This is a genomic window from Segatella hominis (assembly GCF_019249725.2).
GTDB lineage: Bacteria > Bacteroidota > Bacteroidia > Bacteroidales > Bacteroidaceae > Prevotella.
Map to the genome: position 1 here is coordinate 633,961 of NZ_CP137559.1, position 19,713 is coordinate 653,673.

At 44.4% G+C, this 19,713-nt stretch carries 18 protein-coding genes and 1 pseudogene; 14 read left to right on the forward strand and 5 right to left on the reverse strand.

Annotation, left to right across the window (positions count from 1 at the left end; translation table 11 throughout):
* Positions 1-39: 39 nt before the first annotated feature.
* From carA to KUA50_RS02500, 12 genes and pseudogenes are all read left to right on the forward strand, one after another.
* Positions 40-1,116, forward strand: a complete 1,077-nt coding sequence (gene carA, locus KUA50_RS02445; protein ID WP_118116254.1) for a glutamine-hydrolyzing carbamoyl-phosphate synthase small subunit — start codon at positions 40-42, stop codon at positions 1,114-1,116.
* A gap of 47 nt (positions 1,117-1,163) precedes the next feature.
* On the forward strand, positions 1,164-4,397 hold the full coding sequence (carB, locus tag KUA50_RS02450) for a carbamoyl-phosphate synthase (glutamine-hydrolyzing) large subunit (protein ID WP_218457599.1): 3,234 nt from the start codon (positions 1,164-1,166) through the stop codon (positions 4,395-4,397).
* A 364-nt stretch (positions 4,398-4,761) separates the two neighbouring features.
* Positions 4,762-5,196 (forward strand): DUF1016 N-terminal domain-containing protein, encoded by a 435-nt coding sequence (locus KUA50_RS02455; RefSeq protein ID WP_218457598.1) that lies wholly within the window; start codon positions 4,762-4,764, stop codon positions 5,194-5,196.
* The gene (locus tag KUA50_RS02460) at positions 5,193-5,426 is read left to right on the forward strand and encodes a DUF2442 domain-containing protein (RefSeq protein WP_153123040.1); all 234 of its coding nucleotides are present in this window, start codon (positions 5,193-5,195) and stop codon (positions 5,424-5,426) included. Before KUA50_RS02455 ends, KUA50_RS02460 begins: the two co-directional genes overlap by 4 nt.
* 439 nt (positions 5,427-5,865) lie before the next feature.
* Positions 5,866-6,528 (forward strand): hypothetical protein, encoded by a 663-nt coding sequence (locus tag KUA50_RS02465; protein ID WP_153122290.1) that lies wholly within the window; start codon positions 5,866-5,868, stop codon positions 6,526-6,528.
* A 476-nt stretch (positions 6,529-7,004) separates the two neighbouring features.
* Positions 7,005-7,589, forward strand: a complete 585-nt coding sequence (locus KUA50_RS02470) for a TonB-dependent receptor plug domain-containing protein (RefSeq protein ID WP_218457597.1) — start codon at positions 7,005-7,007, stop codon at positions 7,587-7,589.
* 227 nt (positions 7,590-7,816) lie between these two features.
* Positions 7,817-7,912, forward strand: a pseudogene (locus KUA50_RS02475) (IS30 family transposase); the annotation flags it as partial.
* A 258-nt stretch (positions 7,913-8,170) separates the two neighbouring features.
* Positions 8,171-8,485, forward strand: a complete 315-nt coding sequence (locus KUA50_RS02480) for a hypothetical protein (protein ID WP_218457596.1) — start codon at positions 8,171-8,173, stop codon at positions 8,483-8,485.
* 811 nt (positions 8,486-9,296) lie between these two features.
* On the forward strand, positions 9,297-10,376 hold the full coding sequence (locus KUA50_RS02485; RefSeq protein ID WP_256624322.1) for an AraC family transcriptional regulator: 1,080 nt from the start codon (positions 9,297-9,299) through the stop codon (positions 10,374-10,376).
* 172 nt (positions 10,377-10,548) lie between these two features.
* Positions 10,549-10,806: a hypothetical protein gene (locus KUA50_RS02490; protein WP_118190147.1), complete on the forward strand. Its 258-nt coding sequence runs from the start codon at positions 10,549-10,551 to the stop codon at positions 10,804-10,806.
* A 14-nt stretch (positions 10,807-10,820) separates the two neighbouring features.
* Entirely contained in the window at positions 10,821-12,458 is a 1,638-nt protein-coding gene (locus KUA50_RS02495) for a hypothetical protein (protein ID WP_218457594.1), read from the forward strand.
* 46 nt (positions 12,459-12,504) lie between these two features.
* The gene (locus KUA50_RS02500) at positions 12,505-13,791 is read left to right on the forward strand and encodes a hypothetical protein (protein WP_218457621.1); all 1,287 of its coding nucleotides are present in this window, start codon (positions 12,505-12,507) and stop codon (positions 13,789-13,791) included.
* 118 nt (positions 13,792-13,909) lie between these two features.
* Here the strand turns inward: KUA50_RS02500 and KUA50_RS02505 are convergent, their stop codons facing one another.
* From KUA50_RS02505 to KUA50_RS02525, 5 genes are all read right to left on the reverse strand, one after another.
* Positions 13,910-14,350, reverse strand: coding sequence for an Hsp20/alpha crystallin family protein (locus KUA50_RS02505; RefSeq protein ID WP_153122300.1), 441 nt, complete (start codon positions 14,348-14,350; stop codon positions 13,910-13,912).
* A 418-nt stretch (positions 14,351-14,768) separates the two neighbouring features.
* A complete protein-coding gene (locus tag KUA50_RS02510; RefSeq protein WP_218457593.1) occupies positions 14,769-16,061 on the reverse strand; it encodes a dicarboxylate/amino acid:cation symporter in 1,293 nt (430 codons plus the stop codon).
* 39 nt (positions 16,062-16,100) lie between these two features.
* The gene (locus KUA50_RS02515; protein WP_218457592.1) at positions 16,101-16,610 is read right to left on the reverse strand and encodes an HD domain-containing protein; all 510 of its coding nucleotides are present in this window, start codon (positions 16,608-16,610) and stop codon (positions 16,101-16,103) included.
* A gap of 63 nt (positions 16,611-16,673) precedes the next feature.
* Positions 16,674-17,402, reverse strand: coding sequence for a sulfite exporter TauE/SafE family protein (locus tag KUA50_RS02520; RefSeq protein WP_218457591.1), 729 nt, complete (start codon positions 17,400-17,402; stop codon positions 16,674-16,676).
* Between the two features lie 12 nt (positions 17,403-17,414).
* Entirely contained in the window at positions 17,415-17,876 is a 462-nt protein-coding gene (locus KUA50_RS02525) for a peroxiredoxin (protein ID WP_134842595.1), read from the reverse strand.
* A 441-nt stretch (positions 17,877-18,317) separates the two neighbouring features.
* Here KUA50_RS02525 and KUA50_RS02530 point away from each other — a divergent pair, with 441 nt between their 5' ends.
* Positions 18,318-18,755, forward strand: coding sequence for a transposase (locus KUA50_RS02530; RefSeq protein WP_089543290.1), 438 nt, complete (start codon positions 18,318-18,320; stop codon positions 18,753-18,755).
* A 2-nt stretch (positions 18,756-18,757) separates the two neighbouring features.
* Positions 18,758-19,660, forward strand: a complete 903-nt coding sequence (locus KUA50_RS02535) for an IS3 family transposase (protein ID WP_218457590.1) — start codon at positions 18,758-18,760, stop codon at positions 19,658-19,660.
* Positions 19,661-19,713 lie beyond the last annotated feature (53 nt).

The window sequence follows — 19,713 nt, forward strand, 5'->3', positions numbered from 1 at the left end:
TTATTCTTATTAGTATGAAATAAAGAAATTATGTCAGATATGAAAAATGTAACCTTAGTTTTGAGCGATGGAACCAAGTTCCATGGTAAATCTTTTGGATATGACGCTCCTGTAGCGGGCGAGGTTGTGTTCAACACAGCCATGATGGGATATCCAGAGAGTTTGACCGACCCTTCTTACGCCGGTCAGTTGATGACACTTACATTCCCTCTCGTGGGCAACTATGGTGTGCCTCCATTTACTTTCGAAGCAAATGGTTTGCCTACCTTTATGGAAAGTGACAAGATTTATGCTTCTGCCATCATCGTGAATGATTACAGTGAGCAGTACAGCCACTGGAATGCAGTGGAGAGTCTTGCTGACTGGTTGAAGCGTGAAAAGGTGCCAGGAATCACAGGCATCGATACCCGTGAGTTGACTAAGGTGCTCCGTGAGCATGGCGTGATGATGGGTAAGATTCTCTTTGATGATGAGCCTGACAACATACCTGAAGCTAACTACGAGGGTGTAAACTTTGTTGACCAGGTAAGCTGCAAGGAGATTATCCGCTACAATGAAGGTGCCGGTAAGAAGGTGGTTCTCGTTGACTGCGGTGTGAAGGCAAACATCATCCGTTGCCTCATCAACAGAGGCGTAGAGGTGATCCGTGTGCCATGGAATTACGATTACACCGATATGGACTTCGACGGATTGTTCCTGGCAAATGGTCCTGGCGACCCAGATATGTGCGAGGATGCTGTGAATATTATCCGCAAGCAGATCAACCAGAGCCGCAAGCCTATCTGCGGTATCTGTATGGGTAACCAGTTGCTTTCTAAGGCTGCCGGTGCTACCATCTACAAGTTGAAGTATGGTCACCGTTCACACAACCAGCCAGTGCGCATGGTAGGAACCAACAATTGCTACATCACCTCTCAGAACCACGGTTATGCCGTTGACGCCAAGACATTGGGCAACGATTGGGAGGAACTCTTTGTCAACATGAATGATGGCTCTAACGAGGGTATCCGCCACAAGGTGAACCCTTGGTTCTCAAGTCAGTTCCACCCAGAGGCTTGTTCAGGCCCTGTGGATACAGAGTTCATGTTTGATAAGTTTGTAGAAACACTCAAGTAAGTGAAGAGTGAAGAATTCGATTGATTTTATTGTAATTTAGGAAAATAATGAAAGACGAAAATATAAAGAAGGTGCTCCTCTTAGGTTCTGGAGCCTTGAAGATCGGTGAAGCAGGTGAGTTCGACTACTCAGGTTCGCAGGCCCTGAAGGCATTGCGCGAGGAAGGTGTCGAGACTGTGCTCATCAACCCGAATATCGCAACCGTACAGACATCAGAAGGTGTTGCCGACCAGATTTACTTCCTGCCAGTGCAGCCATACTTCGTAGAGCGTGTTATCCAGAAGGAGAAGCCAGACGGAATCCTCCTCAGTTTCGGTGGTCAGACTGCCCTCAACTGTGGTGTGGAACTCTATCGCCAGGGCATCCTGGAGAAATATAATGTCAAGGTATTGGGTACTCCAGTACAGGCTATCATGGATACAGAGGACCGTGAGCTCTTCGTAGAGAAGTTGGATGAAATCAACGTGAAGACCATCAAGAGTGAGGCTTGCGAGAACATCGAGCAGACCCGCAAGGCTGCTGCTGAGCTCGGCTATCCTGTCATCATCCGTGCTGCTTACGCATTGGGTGGACTCGGTTCTGGTTTCGCAGACAACGAGGAGGAGTTGAACAAACTCGCAGAGAAGGCCTTCTCTTTCTCTCCACAGGTATTGGTAGAGAAGAGTTTGAAGGGTTGGAAAGAGATTGAGTATGAGGTAGTTCGTGACCGTTACGACAACTGTATCACAGTTTGTAACATGGAGAACTTCGACCCATTAGGTATCCATACCGGTGAGAGTATCGTCATCGCTCCATCTCAGACCCTGAGCAATTCTGAGTATCATAAGCTCCGTGCCCTTGCCATCAAGATCATCCGCCACATCGGAATCGTGGGTGAGTGTAACGTGCAGTATGCCTTCGACCCTAAGAGCGAGGACTATCGCGTGATTGAGGTGAATGCCCGCTTGAGCCGTTCATCTGCCTTGGCTTCTAAGGCTACCGGTTATCCTCTGGCCTTCGTTGCAGCCAAGCTCGGTATGGGCTACGGCCTGTTCGAGTTGAAGAACTCTGTAACCAAGACCACATCAGCCTTCTTCGAGCCAGCATTGGACTACGTGGTTTGTAAGATTCCTCGTTGGGACTTGTCTAAGTTCCGTGGCGTAGATAAGGAGTTGGGTTCATCTATGAAGTCAGTAGGTGAGGTGATGGCTATCGGCCGCAACTTCGAGGAGGCTATTCAGAAGGGTCTTCGTATGATTGGTCAGGGTATGCATGGTTTCGTAGAGAACAAGGAGCTTGAAATCGATGATATCGATGCAGCTTTGCGCGAGCCAACAGATAAGCGTGTGTTCGTGATTTCAAAGGCAATGCACAAGGGCTATACCGTAGATCAGATTCACGACTTGACCAAGATTGACAAGTGGTTCCTGGAGAAACTGAAGCACATCATCGACATCGACGAAGAGATGAAGAAGTGCAACATCAATACCATCGGTCAGGATCTGCTCCGCACCGCTAAGGTTTACGGTTTCACCGACTTCCAGGTTGCTCGTGCCGTGGGCTTGGAGCAGGAGTTGGGCAACATGCACAAGGCAGCCCTCCTGGTTCGCAACAAGCGCAAGAGCTATGGCATTCTGCCTGTAGTAAAGCAGATTGATACCCTGGCAGCAGAGTATCCTGCTCAGACCAACTACCTCTATGTAACCTACGCAGGTGTGAAGAGCGACATCAACTTCGAGAACGATCACCGTTCTATCATCGTACTCGGTTCAGGTGCTTATCGCATCGGTTCTTCCGTAGAGTTCGACTGGTGTGGCGTTCAGGCTTTGAATACAATCCGCAAGGAGGGCTGGCGCTCAGTGATGATCAACTACAACCCAGAGACAGTTTCTACCGACTACGATATGTGCGACCGTCTCTACTTCGACGAGTTGACCTTCGAGCGCGTGATGGATATCATCGAGATGGAGCAGCCTCATGGCGTCATCGTATCTACCGGTGGTCAGATTCCAAACAACCTGGCTATGCATCTGGATGCACAGAACGTGCCAATCTTAGGTACTGCTGCCAAGGACATCGATAACGCTGAGGACCGTGCCAAGTTCTCTCAGATGTTGACCAACAACGGTATCAACCAGCCAGAGTGGAGTGCCCTGACCTCTATGGAGGACATCGACAACTTCATCGAGCGTGTAGGCTTCCCTGTATTGGTTCGTCCAAGTTACGTTCTTTCTGGTGCTGCGATGAACGTATGTTCTAACGAGGAAGAGCTGAAGCGATTCCTGCAGTTGGCTGCCAACGTGAGCGAGGACCATCCTGTGGTAGTTAGTAAGTTTATCGAACATGCCAAGGAGATTGAGATGGATGCTGTGGCAAAGAATGGTGAGGTGATTGCCTATGCGATTTCCGAGCACATCGAGTTTGCCGGTGTTCACTCAGGCGATGCTACCATCCAGTTCCCTCCTCAGAAGTTGTACGTTGAGACAGTTCGTCGTGTGAAGCGAGTAGGTCGTCAGATTGCCAAGGAGTTGCACATCAACGGTCCGTTCAACATTCAGTTCATGGCTCGTGACAATGATATTCTCGTTATCGAGTGTAACTTGCGTGCCAGCCGTTCGTTCCCATTCGTAAGCAAGGTATTGAAGATCAACCTCATCGAGTTGGCTACCCGTGTAATGCTCGGTTTGCCAGTAGAGAAGCCACACAAGAACCTCTTCGATCTCGACTATGTAGGTATCAAGGCATCTCAGTTCAGCTTCAACCGTTTGCAGAAAGCAGACCCAGTATTGGGCGTGGATATGAGCAGTACGGGTGAGGTAGGTTGCTTGGGCGACGATACATCTACCGCACTTCTGAAGAGTATGCTTTCTGTGGGTCATCGCATTCCAGCCAAGAACATCCTGCTTTCTACAGGTTCTGCCAAGCAGAAGGTAGATTTGCTCGATGCAGCCCAGATGCTGGTTAAGCATGGCTACAAGTTGTTTGCAACTGGTGGTAGTAGCAAGTTCCTTACCGAGAACGGCATTGAGAACACCCGTGTACTCTGGCCATCAGAGGAGGCAGAAGGCGGTGCACCAAAGGCTTTGGAGATGCTCCACAACCACGAGATTGATATGGTAGTGAATATTCCAAAGAACTTGACCAGCAGCGAGCTTTCAAATGGTTACAAGATTCGTCGTGCAGCCATCGACCTGAACGTGCCATTGATTACCAACAGCCGTCTGGCGAGTGCATTCATCTATGCATTCTGCACCACCAAGCTCGAGGATATCGATATCAAGGCTTGGGGCGAGTATAAATAATGTTTAGTGATTATTTATTAGTGTTTAAGAATTGACAGTTATGTCATTCTTGACGATTCTCAATAGAAAAATCCCTGCTGTAGGAAAGGCTTCCTATGGCAGGGATTTCTTATTTGAAAAAAGCCGTGATAACTTTGGTTGTTTCAAAATAAAATCGTAAATTTGCAGCAAAAACTATAATAATGAAGAGTTATGGAAGAAAAATTATCGACTATATATTTAAGAGATGGGCGGAACGCCCTGCAATATAGGAACTGAGATGGCGGCTGCGCAGAGTGAATTGTTATCACTCGTAAGCTAGCTTATAGGCGATGAGTATGCTATCAAGGGTTTGACAGAACTGATAAACATGGGAGATTAAGTTATGGATGAATTGACAAATACAAGACTATATACCGATGTCTGTTCCATCATAGAGCAAGGCAGGAAGGAAGCTTATGCCTCCGTCAATCATAAGATGATAGAGACCTATTGGAACATAGGGCGACGCATCGTGGAAGAAGAACAGAATGGTGAGGCACGTGCAGAGTATGGGGCTCAGATCATTGCGCAATTATCTGAGCAATTGACACATCAATATGGTAAAGGATTTAGCAAAAGAAATTTGGCTTATTTTCGCCAATTCTACTTGACAATCAATGATATACGAATTTTGCAATCGCGATTGCAAAATCTTACTTGTACACATATAACAAAAGTTCTTCGTGTGGAAGACTCTATTGCCATTCGTTGGTATCTCGAAATGGCTTCAAAGGAAATGTGGGACAAACAAATAATAACAAAACTTCCACCATTATGATACCAAGAATTAAGAAAATGTCAGTTCTCGATGACTATATCCTTTTCGTTGAATTCGATGATGGATATAAAGTGTTGTACGATGTGAAGGATGACATCAAGACGCTTCCTTCGTTTCGTGCATTAGTGGATGTATATGGCCTTTTTAAACAAGCTCAGTTGGACACCAGCCGAACTTGTGTATATTGGAACGACAAGATAGATCTAGCCAGCGACAGTATTTATGAGTGAAAGGCAGCATAATTAAAATCCCGGTTTCGTCATTCTTGATGATTCCCAATAGAAAAATCCCTGCTGTAGGAAAGGCTTCCTATGGCAGGGATTTTTTTGTAAAGAAACATATATAGGTTTACTTGTCAAACAACTCCTTTCTGTTTGCAAAAATACAACCAATATTTTGATTATGCAATTATGGTTTCACGAAGAATGTTGTTTTCTCAACATCAGATAATTGACTACGAGAATCAGTAATCTTGATCATAATGGCTCGTATGAGTCTGATAACTCTATCTTTTATCACAAAACACCCATTTATAACTCTATCTTTTATCACAAAACATGTCTTTATAACTCTATCTCTTAGCAAAGTTAACATAAAATAATTGCTTATCTCACTAATAATCAGTATTTTTGCGCATAATCTTTTACAGGATCAAAAAAAACTAAGAATATGGCTAGAGCAACAGGTTCAATCAATTATTTGGAGCATCGCACGCCCTTGAAAGACGAAAGCGGTAAGTATCAGATACATCCGATGTTCGTAAAACGGGATATCGTTGACCGGGAGAAGATGGAGACGCGTGTTCGCGATCATTATGCGATGAACGTTTCGTCCTTTATCTCCGCATTGGAAACGCTGGAGGATGAAACGCTTTACGCCTTGGCTGAGGGCAACGAGGTGAGGGTAGGCGATATGTTTATCGTCAAGCCTAAGCTGGGGATGGTGAAGCATAAGGACAAGAATGGAATCGAATGGAAAAGAACCTATCATGAGGGTGACCTGATTCCAGCCAACGAGGTGGATATCTGCGGCTTGGAAATTCAGCCCACGAAGGAGTTTCTGGAAAGGCTGAAGCGCCACTCTAATGGTTGCAGCCGACAGTATTGGAGTGTGAAATCTACTCCAAAGGAGGCGGATAAGGAGTTTGCTGATATTGTAGAGATTTGTCAGCAGCAGGGTTATATTACGGTGAAGGATATGATTCGTGAATTCGGTGTCACCCGCTATCATGCCAATAAGGTATTGAATGATCTCTGTGAGGAACCGGCAGCCAGAATGTATGCTACCAAAGAAGGTCCTGTTACGATCTATCGTTTGAGAAAGAAGGAATGATGATAGGAAGTTGAAGTAAACGGCTTTTGGGGTTCAAGTAAGTATCTTTTGGGGTTGAAGTAAGTATCCTTTTGGTTTGAAGTAAGTATCTTCTCGGGTGCAATCAAGTATCTTCCCAACTGTTGCTACTAGGCTCAGCACCTCTGCCGAGCCTAGTCAGCAGGTCTGCTGACTGCAGTCAGCACCTCTGTCGAGCTTAGTGGCAACCCCTTGTTATCGTACAACTATACATCTTTTAGTTGTACGACCATAATATGATGATACTTCCATGATACATTGATGATACTTTTTGCTGCATTTTTTTAAGAAGTGTTATTGGTGTTAAGTTGTTAATTATCAGAAAGATAACTGGTATTTTGAGGGCAAAGTAGAAGGTGTATTGGGTACATCTCCAAGACCCGTGTTCTATGAAGAACTTGATCTCTTAGGATTAGAGTGATAGACCTTATGATATCGGAAGATAACGTTCAAGGCCTATGGAAAATAATTCTCTCAATTATGAACGGTTAGAAGGAAACAAAGAAGGATTGTCCTCGGTAAGAGTGAATGATCAGTATCGAATAGAATTTGAGGATGGTAAGACTATTGATGAATTTCTTGCCGCAGTCCCGTCGGTTGATGTAAACAGCGAGGGAGAAATATCATTGCGTGGCAATGCCGATGTCCTTGTGTGGATAAATGGCAAAAAGATGGGGATGAACGATGACAACCGTGCCCAGATACTTCGTCAGCTTCCTGCTGAAGCCATTGCGAGCATTGAGGTCATGACGAATCCGTCTTCCAAGCATAGCACGGAGGGAACTGCCGGAATCGGACTTAAAACCCAACATGTACCCGGAGGCTCGGCATCACGCTGCAGTTATGACAATGGAACATATCTCAACTCTGACGGCGATAGCAAGAAGCATGAAAACAGCATGTTCCTTCGTCTGGGCACGAATTTCAGACCTGATGACAGGAATGATGTTTACCTGAGTGCAATCGGAACGCTCGGACACAAATGGGGACGTACGACAACCATTCACCTTAGCAATGTGCCGGGGCAATGGATCGGCAATTAAACTCCGGGGTGGAGATTATATCCCGCAACCTGCTGTTCAGACGGCTGACACTCACCACCACATTGAACCTTTACAATAGTCATCTCAAGGCTAGGAGTGCAGACTATCCGTTGCACGACAGCTTCTATGCCGTACATGGTGACAAACAGAACCGTTTGGTGTGGGATGTGCGCTGTATGGCATCGGTACGTCTGCCGTGGGACATGACTTTCCAAGCCGAGAAGAGCATCATTAGAAAAGACAAAAAAGAGGGAGGTTCTTTGTATGAGAATTGCCGTCATAAATTGAAGCATCGTGCAAGACCTGTAGGCGGCAAACATATTTATCAGTTCCTACATCATTTTCCTTATCATTATCTTGTCCATTCCCCAACTTTTTGAGGAATAGTTCCACACTATTTCCCCAATTTCCACAACCCTAATTTATGGCACAAAATTGATAACTATTTGTAAATCAACGGTATCATGATTTTATCTGTTTTTTGGCACGCTGGTTGCAACTATGAATAGCGGGTTCGATAATGAATCCACAAAACAGAGTAAATAACAATAAATTAGTAACAATTTAAAATAGATAAGATTATGAAGAAGTTCGTTTTTGCAGCTATCGCAGCTATGGTAATGGTTTCAGTAAGCAACGTATTTGCATCAGGCAAAATGATGATAGATAATTCTGAAGTAGTTCCAGTTGATACAGTAGCACCTGAAACTCCTAAGGATTCAGCAGAGGTCAGCACTCCTGTTTTGCCACAGGCTGGTGCAGAGGATTCTACAGATCAGGCTACTCCTGCAGAGACAACATCTGAAGCAACAGAGGCTACATCTGAGACTCCAGCAGAGTCTGTAGATACTGCTCAGGCAGAGCAGCCTGCAGCACAGGCAACTGTTTCTGAGTAAGCAGCTCTGATATAACTCAATTCTAGGCATACACAAATGCAATACATTTTGCAGTACATATATATAGATAGATAAAGAAGTAGAAAGAGTTTTCATCAAGGTAAAAGTTTATATTTAGGTTTAAATTGCAGTTTTATTATCTCAAAAGATAAGTAGGATTTTAGGTTCGGTTTATGAAAAGTGAAGAGGGTGTGTCATAAGTCTAAATAATGGCAGCCGAAGACGGGCTGAAAGCCCAAAAGCTCCTAGCCCAGGGCGCTGCCCTGGGCTAAGAGCTTCTGCCCTTTCAGGGCGTATGGGATGTGGCTTATGACACACCGCCTTCTGCGTTTTTAGGGTAGGATAGGGTAGGATGTATGATATAGAATATCTTGCTTGTATCCGTAGAAATCATGCACATTGCAAGTACACAGGGGTGGTTACTCTCTTTTAATCTGTGCGATGTCCTTCAGGCGCACGATGTTGCCCTTGGGGTCGGAATATACGATTTGTTCTGCCACATCCCGCTCGTTGAGTCGATTACAGAAGACAATGTGGAGTCAAATTGCTCCATGACCCGAAAAAATCCTCCAAAAGGAGTGAGTTTCTCAGATTTAATTTGTATCTTTGCCATGTTATGTCAGAGTTTTGCTTGTTTTCTTTTCGCAACACTAAGATAAGTGAAAATTCTCACATGGCAAAATCCTGAGCAACTTTTTGTTGTTCTGGGGCTTAAAAGGTTTGATTTATAATAGTGTTGTGGATTTAAGGTAATAACAATATTATGACATCGTTATTCATATTGCAACTTGTATGTTGCGTCATTACAGCCATGCTAGCATTGCAATTAGCCATGGCAAGTTTGCAGGTGAGATGGAAGGTGTGGCGCTACGAAATATCAAGATGGCTTCTCGTTGCATCCATGCTATTCTTCTCCGTCCACTACCTCTTACAGATGGTTCATGGACTCCGTGCACAAGGTACCGATGTGGGCGCAGCATTCAACATACTGTTCTATACCCCAGTGGCATTTGCCATCACTCTCTCCATCATCAACATAGAGAGCACAGGCAGCAAAGTGCGCCGTTATTGTTTACGTAGTATAATGGCATATATACTCATCGCCCTAGTTTTCGTCATTGGCATATTCAAAAGTCATAGTTTACACATTGGCAATATGCTCTATGTGATGCTCGGTCTTTTTGTGGTTAGCATGGCATATTTTATTTTTGTCATTCGCAAAGAAACAAATACCCAAAGGCAGAAGCTCATGGAAAATTTCGGAAGTGACTTGATTCCATACGTGCGCTATTCGCAAGCCAGCATCATTTTGCTATACCTCACTGCTGGACTCCTGCCTGTAGCAATCCTCTTCAATACCTTATTATATATAATAGGTCCCTTGATGTTACTCTCTGTCATCTTTTTCGTCCACACTTTCATTGCTATGGGCTATTACATCACACCCAAAGGAGTCATTTCTGATGAAAATGATGCAGAGGCAAAAGTCACGGAAGCAGAAGACATAAATGACGATAAGAACACTCATAGCACAAATATCTTGACAGCTAATAGAAAGATGGAAATAGAATTAGCCCTCAAGAAATGGTGTGAAGAGGGATGTTATAAGGACTATGAAGTTAGCATCTATTCGCTAGCTACCAAGTTGGGATACAAGAAAAACGAATTGACAGAATACTTCAATCAGTCAGAATACACCAATTTTAGAACCTGGCTTAGCGATATTCGTTTTAATGAGGCAGTTCGCATGATGAAAGCCAACCCCGAATATAGCATTGACGCTATTTCCACAGAGTGCGGTTTCTCATCCCACACATGGATTTATCGTATATTCAAACAAAAAACGGGCATGTCGCCTAGCCAATGGCGCAAACAGTTTGCCTCCATCTAAATATGAATTTTTGTAATTTTACATTAAATACTATTTAAAAAGTAGTAGTTTTCCTAGGAAAGCTACTACTTTTTTTGTGGAAAAGCTACAACTACCATAGGAAAGCTACTATCACTTTCAAAATAAAAAAGCTATTTTTGCAATCGAATCAATAACATAACAGATAATGAAAATGACAAGAGCAGAACCAACCATTTCAATTTCAGATGAAAATCTCATCATGATTGTTGTAGTGATCGTGACTGTGATTATCATAGTGTTCATCCTTGTGATGATACGCGACTACCGTCTCTATCTTGGGAATCATTGGAAAAAGAAATTCAGTTTCGCTGATTTCGTCAAGCAAGAACAGTTTTATATTTATATACTGTTGTTCTTCCTTCTTTTGGTAGGTTCGGAATTGTTGTTACAAAACGAGTATTCATTTTAAAACAATAAATAATTATGAAAAAATCGTATCTATCATTATTCATCCTCGCAATAGGAGCGGCGATGTTTACTGCTTGTTCAGACGATGACAACAATGGGGAAAACGGAAATCCTAACATTCCTCTGGCAGAACTATCCAAGCCAAAGGCAAACCCTTGGCTGGCACAAGAGGAATACAGCATCACCCATTTCAATTCGGCTCAGACCGATGCTTTCACTGCAAAAGTGAAGGACGGCACGTTCTATGCCGACCTGACGAAATGCAAGGCAACAAGCAGCGGTCCTGTGAACCTCATGACGCTCGCATCCACTTCCCCAAAATACATGTGGGGAATGAGCAGCGACAGAGTGTCTATCATAGACGTATCCAACGGCAACTTTGAAAGACTCGCAGAAGCTGGTTTGCCTGGAATAACAATGAAAACTCAAGAACAACTCAACATCTTGACAGCCAGCTACTCGTCTTACTCAGAACTTGCAACAGCCGTAACCGGAGTGCTAGGTGCTGCCCCACAGATGTCTATAGCCAATGGAAACTATGTGTTGTGCGACAAGGACAACTATGTATATACCAATGCTGGACACATCATGGCAAGATACAAGCTGAAGAACCCAAATAATCCAAAGGAAGGCATAGAGCTAGACAGTCAGATTAAGCTCACACCGTATATCAACAACTCTTACACGCTGGTGGGAGCTACCATGACATACGATGGACATTTGCTCGTGGCGGCACAGAATGCTCTTGTTGTACTCAACCGTGAGTTGACCACGGTAGAAGATACCTACCCACTGGCAAGCACCCAGATATTGACGAACTCAATTGCAGTGGATGAGAACGGCGGGGTATATGTGGCAAGCAACGCCAAGGAGGCCAACGGCAAGGGACTCATGCAAAAGCTGATATGCAAGAATGGAAAGTTCTCTGACAGCGAAAGTGATGGAGCATGGAAAGCCGAGTATGACGGAGGTCCAATGGCACCATGTATCAAGCTCGGATATGGCACAGGAGCAACCCCTACACTAATGGGATTTGGCAACGACGAGGACAAACTCGTGGTGATAACAGACGGAGCAAAGAAAATGAAACTCGTAGCTTTCTGGCGTGACGCCATACCTGCCGATGCCAAGCCTGTAGATTCCGGCAACAAGCGTTTGGCAGGAACGTTCGACATAACGTGCGGATTACCAGCCTCTACCGAATGGGTACAGTCGGAGCAATCCGTAGTAACCGCAGGATACGACGCTTTTGTGGTGAACAACATCAGCCAGACAACGGAAAAGATAAACGACAAGATTATAGGCGTGCTGGCAATCGGTCCTACCATAGAGACTCCTAGAGGTGTTGAATGCGTGAGCTGGAACACAAAGGAGAACAAGTGGGAGACTAAGTGGACACGTGCTGACGTCAGTTCACCAAGCATGATTCCTGCTGTAAGCACATCGTCTGAAATGGTATTCGTAAGTGGATGGAACGATGCCACAGGATGGGAAGTAACCGGACTCGACTGGCGCACAGGCACCACACGCCACCGCACAATCCTAGGCAAAGACAATCGGGCCAATGGAGCATATGCCATCATACAGTTCTTTGACAATGGTGACTTACTCTACAACTCGGTGTCTGGACCGTTCAGAGTGGAAATCAAGTAAAACAGAGTGAGAACAAAAAGTATATTAATTAAAAAAAACAGGAAGTATGAAAATCAAGCAAATTATCATGACCTCATTGCTAAGTTTTATCACGGCAATGACATTCATCGCATGTTCCGATGACGACAGCAACAACGATATAAAAATCCCTACCGTGTCACCTAAGGAGCAATGGGGCGCAACCCTGAAAGGCGATGGTGAAGTTCTCGGAGCATACCCGGACTTATACTCCAATTATTGGGAATACACCTATGAGATAGACAAAAACAGTGACAAGATTCTATGCCTGAAAGGAGAATATCCTCATTGCAGATATTTCAGCATATCACTATACAATGATAAGACAGGAGACGTTTTTGCAGGCATCGATGACCAGGACATCTCGGCAGATAAAGGAAGCACAAACCCTTTCGTCGCAACCACTTCTGGAAAGAACTATTTCACCCTCTATGTGGTGCCAAACGGAACGTCACAAAGCGTAATAGACAAACTTGGAGAGAATGTGGTGAAAGTTAAAGAAGGTGTGAACAAAGTAGCTGTAGTTCTCAGACATTACCTGGGCACTACTGCCGATGGAAGCCAAAAAAATGAATACGCAGGAGTAGAACTGCCAGCCATCACTGCACTCGACATGAAATTGCATGAGACCTTCGTGCCAGAACACGTTGTATCAAATGTCTATAAGATAACATCGAAGGTGTTTACACAGAAATCCGACGAAAACAGGGAGATGCCATTCTTCCTTGCTCCAGTTAGCATGTACTATCCAAACAACTCCACGGCATACCTTTATGGAAGAACGCACTTGCGCGAGGACTCTGTGCTCACATTCTCCTTCATACCGGCCACAGTGCCAACAAAGCCTGAGGAATACAGAAAAGCTGTGACACGTTACTGGTCTATCTGCATTGGCTCAGCAAGCGACACACGCTCATATATGTCTATATATGATGCGAAGGCTCGCTATGCCGATGGCAAGAAAGCAACATTTGTGGTTTGCCTGAAAAAGAATCCTAAGCTATCAGCCATACAGAGCAAGGTGAACGAAATGAATGCCAACGGAGAGTATGTCAATCTCTTCGTTTGGGACAGTGAGAAAAAGAACATAGACGGCAATCCTATCGGAGAGGTTGTGGCTGTCATGTACAGGAACATTCTTCCAGACAGGAAATGGAAACACTCCATCGCAACCATGACACCTACTGCTTACAAGGATAAGACTGGCGAACCTATCGACCATGTGACCGATCCCGACAAGCAGCTTGCTCACAAAGCTCTTGGCGACTATGGACCACTTGGTGTAAAGGTAAGCAACGATGATTTCTTGCAGTAATGACCCCAAAGGCACAAAAAAAGGGCTAGCCCATTATCAGGACTAGCCCTCCGTTTTAATTATTTTCTAGGGTGCAATGAAATGTCATCCCGAAAGCTGCTTAGCACGTTATGAGTGATTACTTTACCTCAATGTGCTTAACATCGTCTTTCTTCTCCTCCTTGGCTACCTTAGGAATCTCAATCTTCAAGACACCATCGCTGACCTCAGCAGAAATCTTCTCGTGGTTGGCATCCTCAGGTAAAGCATAGCTCTGAGAGTAGCTGCTGTAAGAGAATTCACGACGCAGGTAATGCTCTTCCTTCTTTTCCTCCTTCTTCTCGTTCTTGTTCTCGATAGATACATTCAGATAGCCATCCTTGTCGATGTTCATCTTAACCATATCCTTCTTCAAGCCAGGAGCTGCAATCTCCATTGTGTAAGCTGTAGCATCCTCCTTTACGTTAACTGCAGGAGCTGTGGCGTTCATGTGTGGCATCAATTCGGTATCAAAGAAGTTATCATTAAACCAACTGTTCAACCAATTTGAAACACTGTTATTTCTACGAGCTAACAACATAATGTAAAACCTCCAAATTATATTTTTCTCGTCCTCTCTTCGCCTTCCGGCTCTGTCGGGATTTCTAATTGTTTATTAATTTATCCTTTTTCTTAATGAACGCTTCGGCTTTCAGGAGTCAAGGATTTCGAGAAACCCTCAAATGCCATTGCTTAGGGTTCTTAACGTTCCCCTTGTCCTTTCGGCTTCCGCTTTCATCTTAGGTATTAGCAAGTTATGTGCCAGGTGAATTTTTATATCAGGAGTGAACAGTTTTTGCCAGAACTGGCAATAAATGCTGCAAAAGTGGCATGAAAGTATAATTAATTTAATCATTTCTGCCAAAATATTCCGTTTTCCCTCCTCAGTCATTCCCGTCTGTTGCTTGAAGAACGAATGTATGTTAAACTTTTAATGAGAATACTTTTTCAAGTGAACTCTATCCTTTCAAGTCCTTATCCACCATGGCGCAGACACAGGAGTCTGACCATACATTCTCTGCCGTCTCTACCATGTCGATAATGGTATAGATAGGCAGGATGATACCCATGATGCCGATAGGAGCATTGATGCCGGACATCAGAGATAGGGTAAGGAAATAACATCCCATCGGCACTCCTGCATTACCCACTGCTGAGATAACTGAAATGAAGAGCCAGAGAATCATCGTAGTCCAAGGTAAAGGCATTCCTCCATTCTGCATCAGGAACAAGGAGGTTACGAGGATAAACGCAGCGCAACCATTCATGTTGATGGTAGTACAGATAGGCAATACGAAGCGGGAAACCTGATTGGAAACTCCCAGTCTATCTTCTGCTGTCTGCATCGTCACCGGCAACGTAGCAGCAGAACTCTTTGTAAACAGAGCCATTAATACTGCCGGCATCATCTTGCCCAGTGTACGCACAGGATTTAAGCCTCTTGCCAAGAGGAAGAGCGGAAGGATGATGAAGAATTGAATGACATTACCTCCCAGGATAACAGCTACGTACTTTCCTAGAGAAGCCATCACGATACCCGCAGAGAACTGGGCTGAGAGTTGTGCTGCAAAGGCAACGATACCCAGAGGCAAAGCCCAGATTAATCCATGAATCAGCATGAAGAGCAGATCTTGTAATCCAAACAATCCCTTCATCACGACTTCTTTCTTATCGCTTGATGGCATTTTGGTTAATGCAATACCTGCAGCTGCCGCCAAAATCAATATAGAGAGTACATTTCCTTCGGCAAACGGCTTGATGATGTTGTTGGGTATTACCCCAAGAATATGGTCATAATAGCTGGTTTCTCCCAGCTTTTGGGGAACATCCGCCATACCGCTCTGTACCAAGGCTGTAGGTAAATTGCCTGGAGAAACGATGTTGTAGAGCACCAGTCCCACTGCTGCAGCTGCTATTGTCGTAAGCAGGGTGTAGGTGATGGCGTGGCGGAATATCTTACCGGTATCTGCCTGGTTGCCCAAGGATGCCAGGGTTGTGATGACAGCCAAGGCTATGGTTGGTACTGCCAGAAGCTGGAATAAGCGGGTATAGACCGTGGCGATGAAATTCATCAGGCCATCCAGCCAGCTGATGCCGAACATACCCAAAACTGCGCCTACTATCAAAGCGCCAATCCATAGTACCAGCTGCCGGGTTTGCTTATTCTTCACTTTCTTCACTCCTTTTTGCTTACTGCTGCCAGCATTGCTATCCGGCTGTCTATTTCCCATATCATTCATTGTTTTTCCCATGATTTTAAATTATTATTTTTTTGGACAAAAGTATTCTCCTTATTCCAGTCCCCACATATCATTCAGCATACTGATCGCTGACTCCGAGCGGAATACATGATCGCGGAAGGTGATGATGCCTTCGGGAGCAAGTTGGGCTTCGAAGGAATTGACCAGGAAATCAGCTTCGAGCAGAATGCGGTGGTCGAGGCTGGTTACATCCTTATAAGTATGATGATGGGCAATGAGCCAGCAGATTCTTTCTATCTGTGCGGCTGTGAATCCATCTACTTCTGACAGTACTTTTCTTGCCTCATCAGGACCCAGTTCTTCCTGGTGCTTGCCATCGCAGTTGCCGTATCTGGCTTCTGAAACGTGAATGCCTACATCGTGAAGAATGGCTGCAGCTTCGAGCACGAAGAGGTCTTCCTCGTTCATTCCCTCTGCTATCGCAATCATACGGGCAAAGTCGTGTACCTTTACGAAATGCTGGATGCGTGGCGCATCGCCACCATCGTATTTTATCATCGCCCTCATCAGTTGGGCGAGTATCAATTCCTTGTTTGTCATAATCTTATGTTTTTTATCAATGTTTTTATGTCTATTGGATGGAATGGCTTGTTTTACAGTGGATTACGCCCATAGAAGGAAGGTTAATCCGCTGATTCCGATATAGGCATAGATGATGTATTTGAGCAGGGAGCCGCTGAGGTGTCTGAACACCCAGGCGCCTATCAGGTTGCCGATGAAGACTCCGGCTATTCCATACACATAACCAATGGAGACCGTGGTGGTGAAGAAACCATTGTAGGCTCTTGCTAAAGTCATCATCAGATTGCCTGCCAGGAAATAGGTCTGCGTCATCGCCAGATAATGTTCCTTGTCTGGCTCTGAACTTACGAAGTAGAGCACGGCTGGGGGACCCTGCATTCCGAAGAATCCTCCCATCAGTCCGCTCAATGTTCCTGCCGTAACCTGCACGGGCAGCGTAGTCTTCACCTTGATGCGCTTGCTGAAGAAGGCGAAGTAGATGCTCACGATGATCAGGGTAATACCGAGCAATATGTTCAGTATGTGATATTCCATCCGCTTGAGCACGAAGATGGCTCCGATGGAGATGATGATGAAGGTGAACAGTATGGGCAGCAGCCGTCTCCAGGTGATGTACTTGTATTTCTGAATGACGATGATCAGCGAGGTGGTCATCGCCAGGATGCCCGAGAGGGTTGTTGCCTCACCGAAGGAAGGCATGATAGAGGGGAGCATCGTCATGATGAAGATGCCAAAACCGAAGCCAGTGGTGCGTTGTACAAAACTGGCTCCGATGCTCAACAGAAAAAGTTCGATGACAATATTGTCCATTCTGCTGTAGGCTTATTGATGGATGTAATCCAGAATCTGCTCAGCATGAATCTTGGTCTTGATTTCCTTAGGAGTGAAGATTTTTTCGATGATGCCTTCTTCGTTGACGAGATAGGTGGTGCGGAGGATTCCGATGGTCTTTCTGCCGCAGGTAACCTTCTCACCCCAGCAGCCGAGTTCCTGCAACAGGGTGGTCTCGGTATCAGCAATAAGAGGGAACTGCAGGCCCTTGGTTTCTGCAAACTTCTTCTGCAGTGCCTGCTTGTCCTTGCTCACACCGATAATCTCGTAACCGGCAGCTGCCAGTTCCTCCTTATGAGCCTGCAGGGAGCAGGCTTCGGCAGTGCATCCGCTGGTGTTAGCCTTCGGATAACTGTAGAGTACTATCTTGCGACCACGAAAGTCGCTTGCCTTGATTTCACGTCCGTCCTGGTCAATGCCAAGAATCTCAGGTATTTTATCTCCTACATTCATAATTGTAATTTTTAAATTTGTTTTCTGTTCTTTTTATCACTAACTATTGATGATAAATCAAATGCAAAAATACAATATTTATTCTGATGGATGAATGAATTAGTCTTTTTTAATTTAATATGCCAACATGATTTAACGATACCCATACGTTTTTGCCATTTTTCCTTTGTCATTTCGAATAAAATGGGCAATACAAGATTTAAAGCTCTTGAAGCCTTGAGGGAATTTTATGACGTCTATTATATATTATCATCCTGACTGAGCATGAGCGCCCATAATAAGAAACTTATACATGAAACTATGCCTCTCTCCTCTGTCTCTGACAGTTTGCTTTGGAAATCTGTTACAAATACCCCATTATAACTCTATCTTTTGTCATAAAACGCTCCTTTATGTACTTCCCTGAAAAAGGTTGTCACTTAGGAACAAACAGAAGTGACAATGAAACGTAAGACAAGAATTGAACGTGTGTATAATGAGGACACTGGTTGGTTTGAGACCCGTGAGGTAGAGTTGAATAGCTACTCTTTTACAGATGATGATCGTATCATGATAGTTCGAGAGTATATGGAGAGTGGGCTCCCAGCAGAAGAAATCATCAAGAAATACTATATAAGCAGTCGTACAGTGCTATTTTCTTGGATGGATAAGTTCTTAAATGAAAAAGATTTGTTATCTTTGCCGCCAGAAGACCAAAACCGTGACGATATGGCAAAGACAACAAATGAACAGTTGAAAGAGAAAGATGCAGAGATTAAGCGTCTCCGCAAGGCTTTGGAGTTAGAGAAGCTTCGCTCTAAGGCATTCTCCACCATGATTGACCTCGCAGAAGAAACCTTCAATATTCCTGTGAGAAAAAAATCTGGTACCAAACAGTAAGCTTGCTCCGCACAGAGTGCCAGAGCCAAGGTTTAGGCACTCTATGCGGGCTGTTTGGTTTTACCCGGCAAGCATATAATAAGCGCAATGTCTCTGACGGCTTTGCTGAAGAGGCCATTGAGTCTATCATCATTGAAAAGGCACGTGAGTATCGTAAGTCGAATCCTGGCTTAGGAGCTGCAAAGTTGCATGTCATATTGAAACAGATGTTTGAGGATACAGGCTGCTTCCCTGGTCGTGACGCATTTATTGAGATGCTGCGTAAGCATGGACTCATGGTACGTATAAAGCGCCGTAGGCGCTATAAGACAACAGATTCCGACCATAATTATCGCAAATACCCAAACCTGATTAAGGGAGTCGTTCCTACCCATCCGAACCAGATTTGGGCAAGTGACATCACCTATGTTGAAACCAATGAAGGTGTGTGCTATCTCTCGCTTATAACAGACCTGTATTCCCATAAAATCGTTGGATGGGCTGTTGGTCCAACATTAGAAACTGTATATCCATTAGAAGCGCTTAAAATGGCATATAAAAGCATTGATGAAGAAACAGCAAAAGGACTCATTCATCACTCTGACAGAGGAAGCCAGTATTGCAGTCAGAATTATGTATCTATCCTAAAAAGTCATGGCTCACAAATAAGTATGACTCAAACAGGAGATCCTTTGGAGAATGCTATAGCAGAACGTGCAAACGGCATTTTAAAAACAGAATGGCTTTATAGAATGACAATTCCTACTCGTAAAGTATGTAAGAAGGAACTGACCAGGATTATTGCGTTTTATAACGACGAAAGACCGCATATGAGTATCGGTAATCAAACACCATCAGTTGCACATACTCAAGTGGGGCCACAGCAGAAAATGTGGAAAAATCCTTGGGAAAAATCTTCTAATTAGTTGAAAATGTGTATCTTTGCATTTGAAAGAATATCATCACCGTAACCTTTCTA

Coding starts and splice junctions, on each gene's coding strand:
- carA (WP_118116254.1), top strand. CDS start 40: ATGAAAAATGTAACCTTAGTTTTGAGCGATGGAACCAAGTTCCATGGT.
- carB (WP_218457599.1), top strand. CDS start 1,164: ATGAAAGACGAAAATATAAAGAAGGTGCTCCTCTTAGGTTCTGGAGCC.
- KUA50_RS02455 (WP_218457598.1), top strand. CDS start 4,762: ATGGATGAATTGACAAATACAAGACTATATACCGATGTCTGTTCCATC.
- KUA50_RS02460 (WP_153123040.1), top strand. CDS start 5,193: ATGATACCAAGAATTAAGAAAATGTCAGTTCTCGATGACTATATCCTT.
- KUA50_RS02465 (WP_153122290.1), top strand. CDS start 5,866: ATGGCTAGAGCAACAGGTTCAATCAATTATTTGGAGCATCGCACGCCC.
- KUA50_RS02470 (WP_218457597.1), top strand. CDS start 7,005: ATGGAAAATAATTCTCTCAATTATGAACGGTTAGAAGGAAACAAAGAA.
- KUA50_RS02480 (WP_218457596.1), top strand. CDS start 8,171: ATGAAGAAGTTCGTTTTTGCAGCTATCGCAGCTATGGTAATGGTTTCA.
- KUA50_RS02485 (WP_256624322.1), top strand. CDS start 9,297: ATGCTAGCATTGCAATTAGCCATGGCAAGTTTGCAGGTGAGATGGAAG.
- KUA50_RS02490 (WP_118190147.1), top strand. CDS start 10,549: ATGACAAGAGCAGAACCAACCATTTCAATTTCAGATGAAAATCTCATC.
- KUA50_RS02495 (WP_218457594.1), top strand. CDS start 10,821: ATGAAAAAATCGTATCTATCATTATTCATCCTCGCAATAGGAGCGGCG.
- KUA50_RS02500 (WP_218457621.1), top strand. CDS start 12,505: ATGAAAATCAAGCAAATTATCATGACCTCATTGCTAAGTTTTATCACG.
- KUA50_RS02505 (WP_153122300.1), bottom strand. CDS start 14,350: ATGTTGTTAGCTCGTAGAAATAACAGTGTTTCAAATTGGTTGAACAGT.
- KUA50_RS02510 (WP_218457593.1), bottom strand. CDS start 16,061: ATGGGAAAAACAATGAATGATATGGGAAATAGACAGCCGGATAGCAAT.
- KUA50_RS02515 (WP_218457592.1), bottom strand. CDS start 16,610: ATGACAAACAAGGAATTGATACTCGCCCAACTGATGAGGGCGATGATA.
- KUA50_RS02520 (WP_218457591.1), bottom strand. CDS start 17,402: ATGGACAATATTGTCATCGAACTTTTTCTGTTGAGCATCGGAGCCAGT.
- KUA50_RS02525 (WP_134842595.1), bottom strand. CDS start 17,876: ATGAATGTAGGAGATAAAATACCTGAGATTCTTGGCATTGACCAGGAC.
- KUA50_RS02530 (WP_089543290.1), top strand. CDS start 18,318: ATGAAACGTAAGACAAGAATTGAACGTGTGTATAATGAGGACACTGGT.